Below are 13,208 nucleotides of genomic sequence, written 5' to 3' on the forward strand. Positions count from 1 at the left end.
AAGGCCGCCAACTGCTATATTGACGTCGTGCTGCCGCGATTTCGCCGTGGGGCCTTCGGCGTGTTCGCCCTGGCCTTCCTGGTCACCATGCTGCTCGGCGATCGGGAGGGCTTCGCCTCCGCCTCGAGCCTCCAGCCGACGCTGGTCATGGAGGGCAAGCAGCTGTGGACCGTGGTCACGGCCTCGCTCCGCTACCCCGAGGGCGTCGGGCTGCTCGGCCTGTTCGTGACCCTGGGGGTGCAGTGGGTGCTGGGTTCGCGCCTGGAGGGCTTTTGGGGCACGACCCGCTACCTCGTCATGGTGCTCGTCGCGGGTCTGGTCGGCTACGCATCGGTGATCGGTCTGGGCGTATTCGTGCCGGCGATCCGCGAATCGATCTACTCCGGGCCCACGCCCATGGACGCGGCCGCGGTGCTGGCTTTCGCCGTGGTGTTTGCGGACCAACGCATGCGCGTGGGATCGCGGGAGCTCTCGCCCAAGGTCGTCGCCGCCGTCGGGGGCGTGTTCGTGCTCGCTTTCCCCCTCGTGACCTCCCTGGCTGGGGGGACGGCCCCGGCCCAGGTCTGGCCCCAATTGCTGCCCTCGGTGTTTGGCATGATCGTCGCGGTGCTCTTCGTCCAGCCCTGGCGTACACGACCGAGTTCGGGCAAAGTCGAGCCCAGCAAGCAGCGCGGGGCCACGCACCTGCGGATCGTCCGTACGCCGGACGACATGCTCAACTGACTCACCGATTTGAGCTGAATCGCAGCTCGCCCCGATCGCGGTAGGCGTGACCAACTCCACCAAAGAGCCCCAGGGCCCCGGCATCTCCCGGCTCGAGGATGACCTCGACCCGGGCATGACGACGACCTTCTTCTCGGCCCCGCACGGCCACACCCAGCTGCGCCGGGTGATGCTGCGCGTGACCTCGGGCCCCGACAAGGGCGCGCAGATTCAGGTCGCCCGCCCGCGCATCACCGTGGGCCGCAGCGCCGTCAACGACCTGGTCCTCACCGACACCTCGGTCAGCGGCACGCACCTGCAGATCTCCCTGGGCGACAAGCGCGGCATCTTGCTCCGCGACCTCGAGTCGACCAACGGCACGAGCATCGGCGGCTACCGCATCCGCGAGGCCTACATCGAGCCCGGCACGACCATCAGCCTGGGCAAGACCGACGTCTCGTTCATGTCGGCCGACGAGATCGAGATCCCGCTCTCGGGCCAGGATCACTTCGGCGCGCTGTGGGGCGCGAGCCCGGCCATGCGCGAGGTGTTTGCGATCCTCGAGAAGGTCGCGCCCACGGACATGTCCGTGATGATCGGCGGGGACACGGGCACCGGCAAGGAGCTCGTCGCCCGCGCTCTGCACGACGAGTCGAAGCGCTCGGACAAGCCCTTCGTGGTCCTCGACTGCGGCTCGCTGCCCCGCGAGCTGGCCGAGGCGGCCATCCTCGGCCACAAGAAGGGCTCGTTCACCGGTGCCATCAGCGACCGCCCCGGCGCCTTCGAAGAGGCCGACGGCGGCACCCTCTTCCTCGACGAGGTCGGCGAGCTGCCCCTCGATCTCCAGCCCAAGCTGCTGCGCGTCCTCGATCGCCGGGAGGTCCAGCGCATCGGCGAGAGCCAGGTCCGCAAGGTCAACGTCCGGGTGGTCGCGGCCACCCACCGGGACCTGCGCCAGATGGTCGGCCAGGGCCAGTTCCGCGAGGACCTCTACTTCCGCTTGTCGGTCATGACCGTCGACATGCCGCCGCTGCGCGACCGCGGCGAGGACATCCTGCTCCTGGCCAACAAGTTCCTCGAGGACTTCGCGCGCATCCACGGGCGCAGCTTGGTGCTCAACGACGAGGCCAAGGCCGTGCTCTTGTCCGAGCCGTGGCGGGGCAACGTCCGCCAGCTCAAGAACACCATCGAGCGCGCGGCTCACCTGGCCCGCTCGACGAGCATCGAGCCGGCCGACCTGCACCTCGGGCGCCGCGAGGGCCGACCGGCCATCGCCAAGACCCAGGCCGAGGGCGAGCAAAAAGAGGCGGGCAAGGGCCTGTCCGAGGAGCTCTACGCCATGCCCTTCAAGGAGGCCAAGCAGGTCGTCGTCGACGACTTCGAGCGGGCCTACTTCGCGCGCTTGCTGGCCAAGACCGGCAACAACCTCAGCCGGGCCTCGGCCGAGGCCGGGATCACGCGCTACTACCTGCGCGAGCTCCTCAAGCGCCTGGGCATGCACAAGAGCAGCAAGAAGAAGGCCGAGGGTGACAACTGAGCGCCCTCGCCGGGCGTTGTCGAGCCTGGCGCTGAGCCTGATCCTCGCCGCCGCCACCCTCGGCGCGCCCGCTTGCAAGAGCCAGGAGTCCGAGCCCGTCGCCGTGGCCCGGGCCTTCGCCAACGCGGCCCGGCGCAGCGACGTCAACGCGATGATGGCCGTGCTCGAGCGCCCGGCCGTCGAGCGCCTCGAGCTGGCCGCCGAGCAGGCCAGCGATCAGGTCGGCGGGCGGCGCAACATCGAGACCAGCGAGATGCTGCAGATCGTCGGCGTCGACCGGACCGAGGCCGTCAGCCACGCCGAGCTCATCGACCAGAGCGAGTCCCTCGCCCACGTCGAGCTGACGACCACGAGCGGGCGCACCGTCCACCTCGAGCTGGTGTTCGAGGCCGCGCCCGAGGGCAGCGAGGGGGCGGGCGAGTGGAAGGTGAGGCTGCCTCCGGCCAAGGCCAGCGCCGCCGATCTCGAGGCGCCTTTGCTGCCGCCGACTTGACGCTTCGTGTCGCGGCCGCAGCGGGGCCCGCAAGTTTCACGGTCCGAGCTGGGCGCGGGTCGAAAAGCGAGCGTGTGACCGCGGGCCTCGCCTGGTCCATTTTGGCGGGGTGAAAGCTGGCAAGCACGCCCTCTCGATCCCCGTGACCGTCCTGGTCCTCGCCGTCGGCCTCGCGGGCTGTGCGGCCGGGGATCCGCAGTTCACCGTCGACACGCCGGCGGGTTTTTGGGCCGGGCTGTGGCACGGGTTGATCTCGCTGATCGGTTTGATCCTCAGCCTGTTCACCGACGTCGCCTTCTACGAGGCCGACAACACGGGCTGGTGGTACGACGCCGGCTTCCTGCTCGGGATCGTGATCATCTCCGGGAGCGGCGGCGCGGGCGGGACCCGGGCCTCGCACAAGCGCCGCGCCCAGGTCCACGACCGCGAGTGGGACGAGGTCGGCCGCAAGGTCGAGGCCAAGCTCGAAAACAAGCTGCGCGAGTGGGCCGAGGCCGCGCCCGACGACGACTGGGAGGAGATCGAGATCAAGGTCTCGGCGAAGCTCAAGCGGGAGCTCCGCAAGTGGGCCGACGAGCCTTGAGAGAGCCCAGGGACCGTGAAGTGTTCACAGTCCCTATCCACTTTAGCCGTCGTGGACGACGCCACGCCCTCCCTGCCCCACGTCCACGACTCACCGTCCGTCAGAGGGTCGGCCAAAACGAGTTTGGCCAACCCTCTGTCTACTTTAGCCGTCGTGGACGACGCCACGCCCTCCCTGCCCCACGTCCACGACTCAGGGACTGTGAAAATTTCACAGTCCCTGACTATTTTAGCCGTCGTGGACGACGCCACGCCCTCCCTGCCCCACGTCCACGACTCAGGGACTGTGAACTTTTCACAGTCCCTGACTATTTTAGCCGTCGTGGACGACGCCACGCCCTCCCTGCCCCACGTCCACGACTCAGTCCAACGAGCGGAAGAAGTCCCGCGCCTTGGCCTGGTGAAAGCGCGTCAAGAAGGCGTTGATCAGCGGCAGCCCCTTGCGGAACAGCTCGGCGACCTCGTCGGCGGGCAGGCGGGCGAGGCGAGGGGTCAGCGTGCGCAGCTCGGCCTGGAACAGCCCGCGGATGGTGTCGGCGTAGAGCGCCAGGTCGGCGACCTCGAAGCCCCGCTCGCGCGTGAACCCGGCCCCGCGCAGGTCGTGCCACAGCTCCACGAGCCACAGATCGTCGGCGGGCAGGTGGGGCTCGGCGTCCGTCGCAACGAGGTTGAGCAAGCCGAGGCCGTCGAGCTCGGTCAGCTCGGCGGCGGTGATCGCATAGCGCTCGACGAGCTCGGACACGCGGACGCGCTCGCGCGGGCTGCCGTCGGGCCGGGGCTCGAGGGGCCCGAGCACGTCGCTGACCCGGCCCTTGACCTCCGACAGCAAGCTCCGCTGCTCCGGGGTGAAGCCGTCGTCGTCGCCGTTGAGCACGGCCCGGATGGTGTCGAGGGGCAAGAAGCGCTCGTTCTTGAGCTCGAGCACCAGGCGCAGGCGCTCGAGGTGCTCCTCGCCGTAGTAGGCCATGTTGCGCCCGGTCTTGAAGCCCTCGGGGACGAGCTGCTTGGTGATGTAGAAGTGGATCGTCTGGCGATCGAGGCCGGTGCGCTCGCACAGGTCGCGCATCCGGTAGGGCCAGCGCGTACGGTCGACGGCCTTGTTCGCCTTGGGGGCCATGTCGAGGTCCTAGGAGCCCGTGGTGATCCGGAGGCGACAGGGGCTGGTGGGGCGGCCGACGCAGGTGAGCACGCGGCCCTCGGCGCGCTCGCGGGGCCGCAGGCAGTTGGGCTCGTCCATGGCGACGGAGCCCTCCTCGAGGGTCGACATGCACGCGCCGCAGCCCCCCATGGCGCAGGAGTAGGGGAGGTTGATGTTGGCGTCGAGGCCCGCGTCGAGCAGCGACTGCCCGGGCTGGACGACGACGGTGGTCGCCGGCCCGTCGGGGCCCTCGACGAACTCCACGGACCAGGCGCGGCCCCGCTCGGGGTTGGGCTCGGCCCGCGTTCGCCCGGCGGTGAAGTGCTCGAGGTGGATCTGCTCGTCGTCGACGCCGCGTCCGCGTAGCTGCTCGACGACGCCGCCCATCATCGGCGGCGGCCCGCACACCAGGACCTGGGTCGAGCGTTGTCCGAGGGCCTCGGCGAGCGCGGCGTGGCGGTCGACGAGGGACGCGAAGCAGGCCGCGTCGAGGCGCCCGTGGCTGGGCTCGAGGACCTCGATGAGGCGCAGCGCAGACTCGGGGGCCGCCGCCATGGCGCGCAGCTCGGCGCCGAAGATCGTCGACTCGGCGCTGCGGTTGGCGTAGATCAGCGTGACCGCCCGGGGCGAGCCGGGGTCGCCCAGGCCCGAGCGCAGCATCGCCATCAACGGCGTGATCCCGCTGCCACCAGCGACCATCACCACCGCGCCCTCGGAGGTCTCGAGGGCCTCGCCAAAGCGCCCGGCGGGCCGGGTCACACGCAGCTCCATGCCCGCGCGAGCCTCCCGGTTGAGCCAGGTCGAGGCCCGGCCATTGGCCACGCGGCGGACGGTGATCGACACGCGCTCCGGCGCGCGGCAGTCGGAGCTGATCGAGTAGGTCCGGCGCAGTCCCTCGTCCACTTCGGGGAGCTCGAGGGTGATGAACTGGCCCGGGCGCGGGGCGGGGAAGGCTTCGGGCCAGCGCAGGATCAAGCTGACCGCGTCGGAGGCCTCGATCTCGACGGCGAGGATCTGCGCGAGCGCGCGGGCGTCGTGGCTGCGCTGCGGGTTGGGAACCAGGGGCGCCCCGTAGCGCGCGCCGTCGCGGGCCAGCCACGGAGGCGCTCGCTCTCCCCGCAGCCCCGCCAACACCATCTCGACGTCGCGGCTGAGCTGCTCGGCGCGCGGTCGCAGCACCCGCGGGAGGAGGTCCATGACTCGAGATTTCCCGCGCGCCATCATCGACCTCATGGTCTCGCGTCCCCCGGCGAGGTGTAAAGTGCCACTTTACACTTTTGCATGGCTCCAACGAGTGCTGCGGGCTGATCCCTGAGCGCAGGAGCGGACAGCGACGACGCGTCCCCGGTTCAGGATGGATGCGGGGGTCGAGTCAGCACCGCTCGGCGTCCATGAGGGACTCGGCCGCCATCACGCACTTGGCGTACTCGGCGTAGACCAGCTTGCCGCGCAGCTGGATCTTGCGCTGGATCGCGGTCACGCAGCGCCCCTCGAGGCGGTTGACCAGGGCCTCGGCGCCCTCGCGCTGGTCGGGCGTGGCGGTCTCGACGATCAGCTGGATCTTGTGGGCGCAGACGACCTCGGGGCTCGGCGCGCGCACCCAGCCGAGCCAGAACACGAACACGGCGGCGGCGATGCCGATCGAGGCGATGCCGGTGATCTTGGCCAGCGGGATGTCGACGCTGGGATCGGGCGGGGGCTCACTGGGCCCGCTCGCGCTCGCTGCTTCGTCCGCGGCCAGGGTTCACTCTCCGCCTTCGATGACGCGGAAGGCCGCGCGCCGTCGCTGGGCCTCGCGCTCGCGGGCCGCGTAGTCCTGGGCGGGCGTCGCGTTGGGGTTGGTCGCCCCGCGGCGCTCGAGCAGGCCGTCGAGGGCCGCGGTGGTCGCCTCGTCCATGGGGATGATCTCGGGCTGGCGTCGGCCGTGGCGGACCGAGTCCGGCATGTTCTGGTCGAGGACGATGCCGCGCCCGGTCGCGCGGTCGGCGACGACGTAGATGGCCTCCCAGGGGAAGGTGCAGCGCGTGACGTAGCCGCCAAAGGACAGGTCGGCCCCGATGCCGTCCTCGGCGAAGGTCAGGTCGAGGGGGTAGCTGGCGTCGAGGTCGATGATCAGCTCTTCTTGCCACTGCTCGCGGATGTGGTCGGGGCAGACCACGCCCTCGCAGGTCGCGTTGACGTGCAGGCGAGGGCAACGCCCGGCGGCGTACAGCGAGTCGATGACGCTCTGGACCGGATGGACCATGCCGTGGCAACTCTACCCCCAGCTTCGGTCTCGGTCCATGGCCTCGTGGTCGGGCGCGAGTCGCGAAGTTGCGGTGGTGTCGCCGAAGGCAGACCCCGCCGCGGGCTTGGTCGACGCGCGACGCCGGGTGGTGTCCCGGCGCACGCTCGAGCTTGAGCTCCCAGGTCAGGCGTCGCGACGGCGGCGACGCTGGAACCAGGCGATGCCGAAGATCGCCATGAAGCTGAGGATCGCCTCGGCGCGGACCCGGGTCACCGAGCAGCCCGCGGACGGCCCGAGGATTCGGTCGCTGTTCCACTCATCGACGAAGTCGTCGATGATGGCGCCGTTGTCGGTCTGAACTTGGGGCGGGCCCATCATCGGGACGAGCTCGATGCGCTCGGCCAGGGGCATGCCCTCGAGGGTCGGGTAGTTGATCGAGTCCTCGAGCGCGAGGGTGCGGCCGTCGGTGAACTCGAAGTAGTCCGGGGACTCGTCGCAGGAGAACACGCGGGTCGCGGTGATGTTGTTGTCGACCGTGCCGAGGTCGGTGACCTCGTGGAAGAGCGGGTCCTCGAGCATCTCGTGGGGCGAGAGCAGGGTGAACAGCCGGGTCAGGTAGGAGGCGTCGTCGAGCATGTCGATGGCGTGCTCGGCTGGCATCGAGATGCGCTCTTCGAACTCGGCGGCGAAGCCCGGGGAGGTGTTCCACGCCTCCATGTCGATGAACTCCTCGTAGCCGCCGAGGTCGTCCCAGTACTCGAGGGGCTCGACGCCCACGGGCGCGGGCAGGTACTTCTCGAGCAGGGGCCGGACCTGGGGATGGAAGAACTCGCAGGCCTCGCCGTTGCGGGTGGCGTAGTTGCAGCTCGCCAGGCCCTGCTGGCCGAGGAGCGCGACGGCGTTGACGGGCTCGACCTCGGCGAAGGCTGCGCTGTTCCAGTCGGTGTTGAAGATGCCCGTGGGGTCGACGACGGAGTCGGTGCCCGCGTACTCCGTGACGAAGGCCCGGCCGCCGGCCTCGTCGACGGCGAGGGACACGAGCTCGTTGTAGTCGGCGCTGGGATCGGTGGTCCAGTCGAGGCCGAGGAGGTTGAGGCTGACGTGCGGCCAGTTCTGCGGGGCGGCGCGGCTCTGGCCGAGGAAGAAGGTGCGGATCGCCATGTCCTCGGTGGCGGCGATGCGGGTCAGGCGGATCGGCACGCACGGCTCGATGCCCGGGTAGCGGATCGCCAGGGGGTGGATCTCGTCGACCCCGGCCCCGCTCTTGAGCTTCACGGCGACGAACTTGAAGTCCTCGTCGAGGTACTCCTGGAGGATGGGCGGGGCGTCCTCGTCCTGGGCGTAGCCGGCGTCGTCGAGCCAGGTCACGATCTCCTCGACGGAGGTCCCGGTCAGCACGACGTACTCGAAGGCGCCCGCGAAGCCGCGATCGATGACGTCGACGCCGCCGACGTCGTCCTCCTGGCCGAAGGTCCCGTTGGAGGCCTCGTCGCCGCCTCCGGCGACGGACGCGTCCTCGAGGGCGAAGCCGCAGCCGATGCCGCTGACGCCGCCGCAGTCCCCGTCGAAGCGCGTGTTGATCGTGAAGGTCGGGACCGTCGAGCCGAGCAGGCGATCGAACAGGGCCTGGGAGCCGACGAGCACCTCGGGCACCTCCATCACGGGGATCAGCCAGGCGAAGCGCTCGGCGTCGCCCTCGTACTGAATCTGGATGTGCGCCTCGGTGTGCGGCTCGCCCTCGTTTTGGTCGATCCAAAACAGGATGTTCTCCCCCGACTGATCGACGGGCATGACCTGGGGGCCGGCGTCGCAGAAGGTGCCGCCGCAGGCCTCGGCCTGGCTGGGGGCAAGGGAGAAGGCCGCCAGGGCGCTCGCGCAGGTCAGCGCGGCGGTGGCGGCCAAGGTGGTGAGGCGGGAGTTGAGCTGGCGGTCGATCATGGCGCGCTCCGAGAGGCAATCGCGGGGGGGACGCGGGGTTCGTCCCTCGCGGCGCCGACCGGTTCACACGCAGGGCCAACTTGGATCCAAATTGCGGTGTGACCCTCCTCCGGCCGGCTGGGGCCAGGAGCATGATCGATCCGCGACCGAGATGGCACTAGCGCGAGCGGCGCCGGGTTCGCTGGAGCCCCGCGATGCCGAACACGGCGAGCAGGGCGAGGATGGCCTCGGCCCGGGCGCTGGTGATGCTGCAGCCGGCCTGGGGGCCCACGAGGAACTCGCGGTTGAAGTCCTCGATGGCCTCGTCGATGGCCGCGGCGTTGTCGGTCTGGACCTGCTCGGGGCCGGTGGCGGGGGCCAGGCTGATGCGCCGGGCGTTGGCGGCCCCGGGAACGCTGGCCGAGACGCCGTTGGGCAGGGCGAGGGTGCGGCCGCCGTCGAGCTCGAGGTAGTCCGGGACCTCGCCGTTGCAGTCGCTGATCTGCGTGGCGGAGTAGCTGTTGTCGACGGGCCCGAGCTCGGTCTCGTGGAAGAGCGGGTCCTCGATCATCTCGTGGGGCGAGATGCGGGTGTAGAGCCGGGTCAGCTGGCTGGAGCCGTCGAGCATCTCGATGCCGTGCTGCCCCGGGATTACGATGCGCTCCTCGAAGTCGGCGGAGAAGCCGGGGCTGGCCATCCACGCGTCGAGGTCGATGCCGTCGGCGTACATCGCCAGGTCGCCCCAAAACTCCATGGGGTCGACGCCGAGGGGGACGGGCAGGTACTTCTCGAGCAGCGCCTGGACCTGCGGGTGGGTGAACTGGCAGATCTCCTCGCCCTCGCCCCAGTCGTCGAAGCCGCACTCGTAGAGGCCCTGGGCGTCGAGCTGCTCGACCACGAGGGTGGGGTCGATCTCGGCGAAGGCGGCCGCGTTCCAGCTCGCGCTGTAGATGCCGTTTTGATTGACCAGGGCGCTGGTGCCCGCGTACTCCGTGGTGAACGCGCGGCCGCCCGCCTCGTCGACGGCCAGGGACACGAGCTCCTCGTAGCTGGCCGCGGTGTTGCCGACCCAGTCGAGGGCGGCGAAGTTGAGGTCGACCATGGGCCAGTTGCTCGACGCCACGCGCTGGTCGCCGAGGAAGAGCGCGCGCACGGCCATGTCCTCGACGGCGGCGATGCGCGTGAGCCGGATCGGGATGCACGGCTCGGTGCCCGGGTAGCGGATCGCCAGCGGGTGGATCTCGTCGACGCCCGCGCCGCTTTGCAGCTTGAGGGCCACGAACAGGAAGTCCTCGTCGAGGTACTCTTGGAGGATCGGCGGGGCGTCCTCGTCCTGGGCGTAGCCCGCCTCGTCGAGCCAGTCGACGACCTCGTCGACGGTCGAGCCGGTGAGCACGACGTACTCGAAGGCGCCGGCGAGGCCGCGGTCGATGATCTCGATGCCGCCGCCCCCCTCCTCGCCGCCGACCTCGTCGTCGCCGAAGCTGGAGAAGCCGGTGTCGCCGATGAAGTCGCCCTCGAAGCTCGAGACCCCGCCGCACAGGCTCACCGAGTCGTCGCCGATGCAGTCCGAGGTCTGAAATTGCAGGGTGAAGGTCGGGACGGTCGCGTTGAGCAGGTTGTCAAACAGGCGCTGGGAGCTGACCAGGACCTCCGGCGCGGCCATGACCGGGACAATCCACGCGAAGCGCTCGGCGTCGCCCTCGTAGGCGATCTGGATGTGGGCCTCGGTGAAGGGCTCGGCCTGGGACTCGTCGAGCCAAAACAAGATGGTCTCGCCGGTCTGATCGACGGGCATGACCTGCGGCCCCTGGTCGCAGAAGGTGCCGCCGCAGGCCTGGGCAGCGCTCGGCGCGAGCACGCCGAGTCCGCCGAGCAGGCACGCGCCGACCACGGACAGGGCGAGGGCGCGGGGCGAGGACGAGTGCGAAGCCATCATGGTCGCGATTGTCGCAGACTCCGCGCTCGCGGGCCACGGCGAGCCCGGCGACGCCGCGGGCCCCTGGAGCCCCGCGCCTCGCCGAGAGTTTCCGCTGCCCTTTTTGTCAGTGGGCGTCGTGGCAGGGGAGCACCATCACCGGGCAGGGGGACTCGCGGATGATGCGGTCCGCGGTGCTGCCCAGGAAAAAGCGCGCCACCCGGCTGCGCCCGCTCGCCGCGATCACGATGAGCTGGGCGTCGAAGCCCGTGGCTTCCTCCAGGATCACCGGCAAGGCGGCGCCGGGCTTGACCAGGAAGGTGCAGCGGGCGTTCGCGGCGAAGCGCTGCGCGACGGTCTCGAGCACCTGCAAGGACGCATCCCTGGCCGCGCTGTGGATGGCCTCGATGTCCTTGGAGCCGAGCACGCCCATGCTCGCCCCGCCGTAGATGCGGGCGCTCTCGTAGGTCGGCGTCACGTGCACGAGGCGCAGCTCGCCGTCCTCGCCCGCGAGTCGGGCCGCGAGCTGGAGGACTCGCGCGGTCGCTGGCGCGATGGCCACGGTGCCGCCCTCGGTCTCGACGCCAAAGCCGGAGTGGACTTCGGCGTCGGCGTCTTCGGTGAAGTCGACGGGGACCAGGATCCGCTCGAAGGTGCGCATGGTCCGAGGCTAGCGTGGCTGCTCGGGCGACCAAAGGCCGGCCGGCCACAAAGACCAAACTGCGCACTTTATTTTGGTGTACCTTTGCGCCACTTCTCGACTGCGACTGGCATTGATGACCATGAAAACCCCCATGAAAGACCGTTTCTCGACTCTGATGGGCGCCTCGATCCTGTGTGGCGCGATGACGCTGGCGGCGTGTGCAGACGACGCTGGCACCGACGGCACCGACGACGAGGCGGGGACCGAAGAGGACACCGGGGACGACACGACCGAGGAGAGCACCGACGCCGAGACCGGCGACCAGGGCATGGACGAGGTCGGCACGGACACGGACTCGACCGAGGAGAGCACCGAGGAGACGACGGACGAGGGGACGGAGACGACGGACGAGGGGACGGACACGACGGACGAGGGGACGGAGACCACCGGCGAGGAGGACCCCTACGCCTGCATCAACGAGCCCTTCGTCAACGGCCCGCCCCCCGGGGTCGACTACGCCGAGCTCGAGCTGACCATCGGCTCGCACTGCGACGGCAGCAACTACCAGGAGATCGAGGGCATCGAGCGCGTGGTCTTCCTCGGCGACTCGGTCACCGTCGGCACGCCGCCGGCCGGGGCCGGGGACTTCTACCGCTCGATCGTCGCCGACGAGCTGGCCATGAAGTTCGACCTGGTCGCGCCCAGCTTCCTGTGGAAGCAGTACGACCCCTTCAGCGGCAAGTCGATCCTCAAGGAGGACGGCGACTTCGCGTCCTGCTCCGAGTGGGGCGCCCGGACCGACGACTTCATCCGCGGCGGCGGCCAGCTCAACGACTGCTTCCCCGCCGACACCCTCGACAAGCGCACCCTGGTGATCACGACCATGGGCGGCAACGACCTGGCGTCCATCGCCAAGGACACCATCGACGGCGTCGAGGAGACCGCGATCTGGGACGAGGTCGAGTCCATGCTCGACTACCAGCGCCAGTTCATCGACTGGCTGCTCGCCGACCCGGACACCTTCCCCAACGGCGTGTTCGTGGTCTTCGCCAACGTCTACGAGTTCACCGACGGGACCACGGACCTGCTCTCGTGCCCCTTCGCGTCGGCGGCCGGCTTTGACCAAAACCCCGACGACCCGGACTTCCTGATCGACATCATGGTCTACATCAACACCGAGTACGCGCAGATGGCCAAGGACACCGGCACCGACGTGGTGTTCATGTTCGAGGGCTTTTGCGGCCACGGCTACCAGGCGGACAACCCCGAGGGGCCCTGCTACCGCGGGCCCGGGTCCGAGACCTGGTTCGACCTGACCTGCATCCACCCCACGGCCTCCGGCCACGCCGCGCTCGCGGACATGATGCTCAACGTCATCAACGAGTAGCTCCGCCAGCCACAAAAAGCCCGCGTCCTTCGACGCGGGCTTGTTGATTTGTTGATGCTTGGGTCGCCTACTCGACGACTTCGTAGGAGCCGGGGTCGACCTCGAACTCGAACTCGACGACGACCGGCGGCCCGTCGTAGGTGGGGTAGGGCGCGGCCGCGGTCGCCTCGCGCAGGCAGTCGGTCAGCTTCGAGGCCTTGGTCAGCGCCTCGGGCATGGTCGCGTTGACGCCGAGGGGGCGGGCCTGCTTGGGGTTGAGCATCACGGCCATGACCGCGTCGCCGGGGAGCTGGTCCTCGCTCGAGCGCCGCTCCTTCTCGGTCCACACGCAGGCGTCGAGGGCCTCGAACTGGCCGAAGAAGGCCTGCTGGACCGCGTACTCGTCGGGGCGCTCGCTGCCGTAGGCGTCGAGGTCGAGGTTGAAGTCGCCGTTGGGATCGAAGTCGGCGACGTTGGCCGTGACCGACTTGGCGTCGCCCTTGCCCACGCGGACCTTCAGGCTGCGCTGGGGCTTGTTGGCGTCGTTCGCGGACTTTCCGCAGGCGGGGAGCACCAGCGCGAGGGAGAGCAGAGAGAGGCTGAGTAGGCGTGCAGTGCGGAACATGAGACTCGACTGGAGGAGTGTACGGCAACAGACGTGCGTCGCACGCATGTCTTCGATGAA

Annotated in this window: 13 protein-coding genes; 5 read left to right on the plus strand and 8 right to left on the minus strand. The window is 69.6% G+C overall.

Annotation, left to right across the window (positions count from 1 at the left end):
• Positions 1-27: 27 nt before the first annotated feature.
• From PPSIR1_RS24765 to PPSIR1_RS49550, 4 genes are all read left to right on the plus strand, one after another.
• The gene (locus PPSIR1_RS24765) at positions 28-723 is read left to right on the plus strand and encodes a hypothetical protein (RefSeq protein WP_006973916.1); all 696 of its coding nucleotides are present in this window, start codon (positions 28-30) and stop codon (positions 721-723) included.
• Between the two features lie 46 nt (positions 724-769).
• Positions 770-2,239: a sigma 54-interacting transcriptional regulator gene (locus PPSIR1_RS24770; protein ID WP_006973917.1), complete on the plus strand. Its 1,470-nt coding sequence runs from the start codon at positions 770-772 to the stop codon at positions 2,237-2,239.
• Positions 2,229-2,732 carry a hypothetical protein gene (locus tag PPSIR1_RS24775; protein ID WP_157595947.1) on the plus strand — a complete coding sequence of 168 codons (504 nt, stop codon included), beginning with the start codon at positions 2,229-2,231 and terminating at the stop codon, positions 2,730-2,732. The genes PPSIR1_RS24770 and PPSIR1_RS24775 overlap by 11 nt, the downstream gene beginning before the upstream one ends.
• A 109-nt stretch (positions 2,733-2,841) precedes the next feature.
• Entirely contained in the window at positions 2,842-3,315 is a 474-nt protein-coding gene (locus PPSIR1_RS49550; protein WP_006973919.1) for a hypothetical protein, read from the plus strand.
• Between the two features lie 360 nt (positions 3,316-3,675).
• Here PPSIR1_RS49550 and PPSIR1_RS43730 read toward each other — a convergent pair whose 3' ends face one another.
• The 7 genes from PPSIR1_RS43730 to PPSIR1_RS43735 form a co-directional block, all read right to left on the minus strand.
• Positions 3,676-4,431: a MerR family transcriptional regulator gene (locus tag PPSIR1_RS43730; RefSeq protein ID WP_006973920.1), complete on the minus strand. Its 756-nt coding sequence runs from the start codon at positions 4,429-4,431 to the stop codon at positions 3,676-3,678.
• Positions 4,432-4,440: 9 nt separating this feature from the next.
• On the minus strand, positions 4,441-5,649 hold the full coding sequence (locus PPSIR1_RS24790; RefSeq protein ID WP_006973921.1) for a ferredoxin--NADP reductase: 1,209 nt from the start codon (positions 5,647-5,649) through the stop codon (positions 4,441-4,443).
• 175 nt (positions 5,650-5,824) lie between these two features.
• A complete protein-coding gene (locus PPSIR1_RS24795) occupies positions 5,825-6,076 on the minus strand; it encodes a hypothetical protein (protein WP_006973922.1) in 252 nt (83 codons plus the stop codon).
• A 120-nt stretch (positions 6,077-6,196) separates the two neighbouring features.
• Positions 6,197-6,697 carry a ClpXP protease specificity-enhancing factor SspB gene (locus tag PPSIR1_RS24800; protein ID WP_006973923.1) on the minus strand — a complete coding sequence of 167 codons (501 nt, stop codon included), beginning with the start codon at positions 6,695-6,697 and terminating at the stop codon, positions 6,197-6,199.
• Positions 6,698-6,862: 165 nt separating this feature from the next.
• The gene (locus PPSIR1_RS24805; RefSeq protein ID WP_006973924.1) at positions 6,863-8,617 is read right to left on the minus strand and encodes a DUF2330 domain-containing protein; all 1,755 of its coding nucleotides are present in this window, start codon (positions 8,615-8,617) and stop codon (positions 6,863-6,865) included.
• Between the two features lie 157 nt (positions 8,618-8,774).
• Positions 8,775-10,535, minus strand: coding sequence for a DUF2330 domain-containing protein (locus PPSIR1_RS24810; protein WP_006973925.1), 1,761 nt, complete (start codon positions 10,533-10,535; stop codon positions 8,775-8,777).
• Between the two features lie 106 nt (positions 10,536-10,641).
• Complete coding sequence (locus tag PPSIR1_RS43735) at positions 10,642-11,175, minus strand: universal stress protein (RefSeq protein WP_006973926.1); 534 nt, start codon at positions 11,173-11,175, stop codon at positions 10,642-10,644.
• A gap of 157 nt (positions 11,176-11,332) precedes the next feature.
• Between PPSIR1_RS43735 and PPSIR1_RS24820 the strand changes: the two genes are divergently transcribed.
• Positions 11,333-12,544, plus strand: coding sequence for an SGNH/GDSL hydrolase family protein (locus PPSIR1_RS24820; RefSeq protein WP_006973927.1), 1,212 nt, complete (start codon positions 11,333-11,335; stop codon positions 12,542-12,544).
• A 67-nt stretch (positions 12,545-12,611) separates the two neighbouring features.
• Here PPSIR1_RS24820 and PPSIR1_RS24825 read toward each other — a convergent pair whose 3' ends face one another.
• The gene (locus tag PPSIR1_RS24825; RefSeq protein WP_157595948.1) at positions 12,612-13,148 is read right to left on the minus strand and encodes a hypothetical protein; all 537 of its coding nucleotides are present in this window, start codon (positions 13,146-13,148) and stop codon (positions 12,612-12,614) included.
• Positions 13,149-13,208 lie beyond the last annotated feature (60 nt).

Origin of the sequence: Plesiocystis pacifica SIR-1 (assembly GCF_000170895.1) — a bacterium.
GTDB classification, from domain to species: Bacteria; Myxococcota_A; Polyangia; order Nannocystales; family Nannocystaceae; genus Plesiocystis; species Plesiocystis pacifica.

Bases quoted from the DNA above. Each gene is read 5' to 3' on its own strand.
- PPSIR1_RS43730 (WP_006973920.1), bottom strand. From the start codon at position 4,431: ATGGCCCCCAAGGCGAACAAGGCCGTCGACCGTACGCGCTGGCCCTAC.
- PPSIR1_RS24790 (WP_006973921.1), bottom strand. From the start codon at position 5,649: ATGGACCTCCTCCCGCGGGTGCTGCGACCGCGCGCCGAGCAGCTCAGC.
- PPSIR1_RS24800 (WP_006973923.1), bottom strand. From the start codon at position 6,697: ATGGTCCATCCGGTCCAGAGCGTCATCGACTCGCTGTACGCCGCCGGG.
- PPSIR1_RS24805 (WP_006973924.1), bottom strand. From the start codon at position 8,617: ATGATCGACCGCCAGCTCAACTCCCGCCTCACCACCTTGGCCGCCACC.
- PPSIR1_RS24810 (WP_006973925.1), bottom strand. From the start codon at position 10,535: ATGATGGCTTCGCACTCGTCCTCGCCCCGCGCCCTCGCCCTGTCCGTG.
- PPSIR1_RS43735 (WP_006973926.1), bottom strand. From the start codon at position 11,175: ATGCGCACCTTCGAGCGGATCCTGGTCCCCGTCGACTTCACCGAAGAC.
- PPSIR1_RS24820 (WP_006973927.1), top strand. From the start codon at position 11,333: ATGGGCGCCTCGATCCTGTGTGGCGCGATGACGCTGGCGGCGTGTGCA.
- PPSIR1_RS24825 (WP_157595948.1), bottom strand. From the start codon at position 13,148: ATGTTCCGCACTGCACGCCTACTCAGCCTCTCTCTGCTCTCCCTCGCG.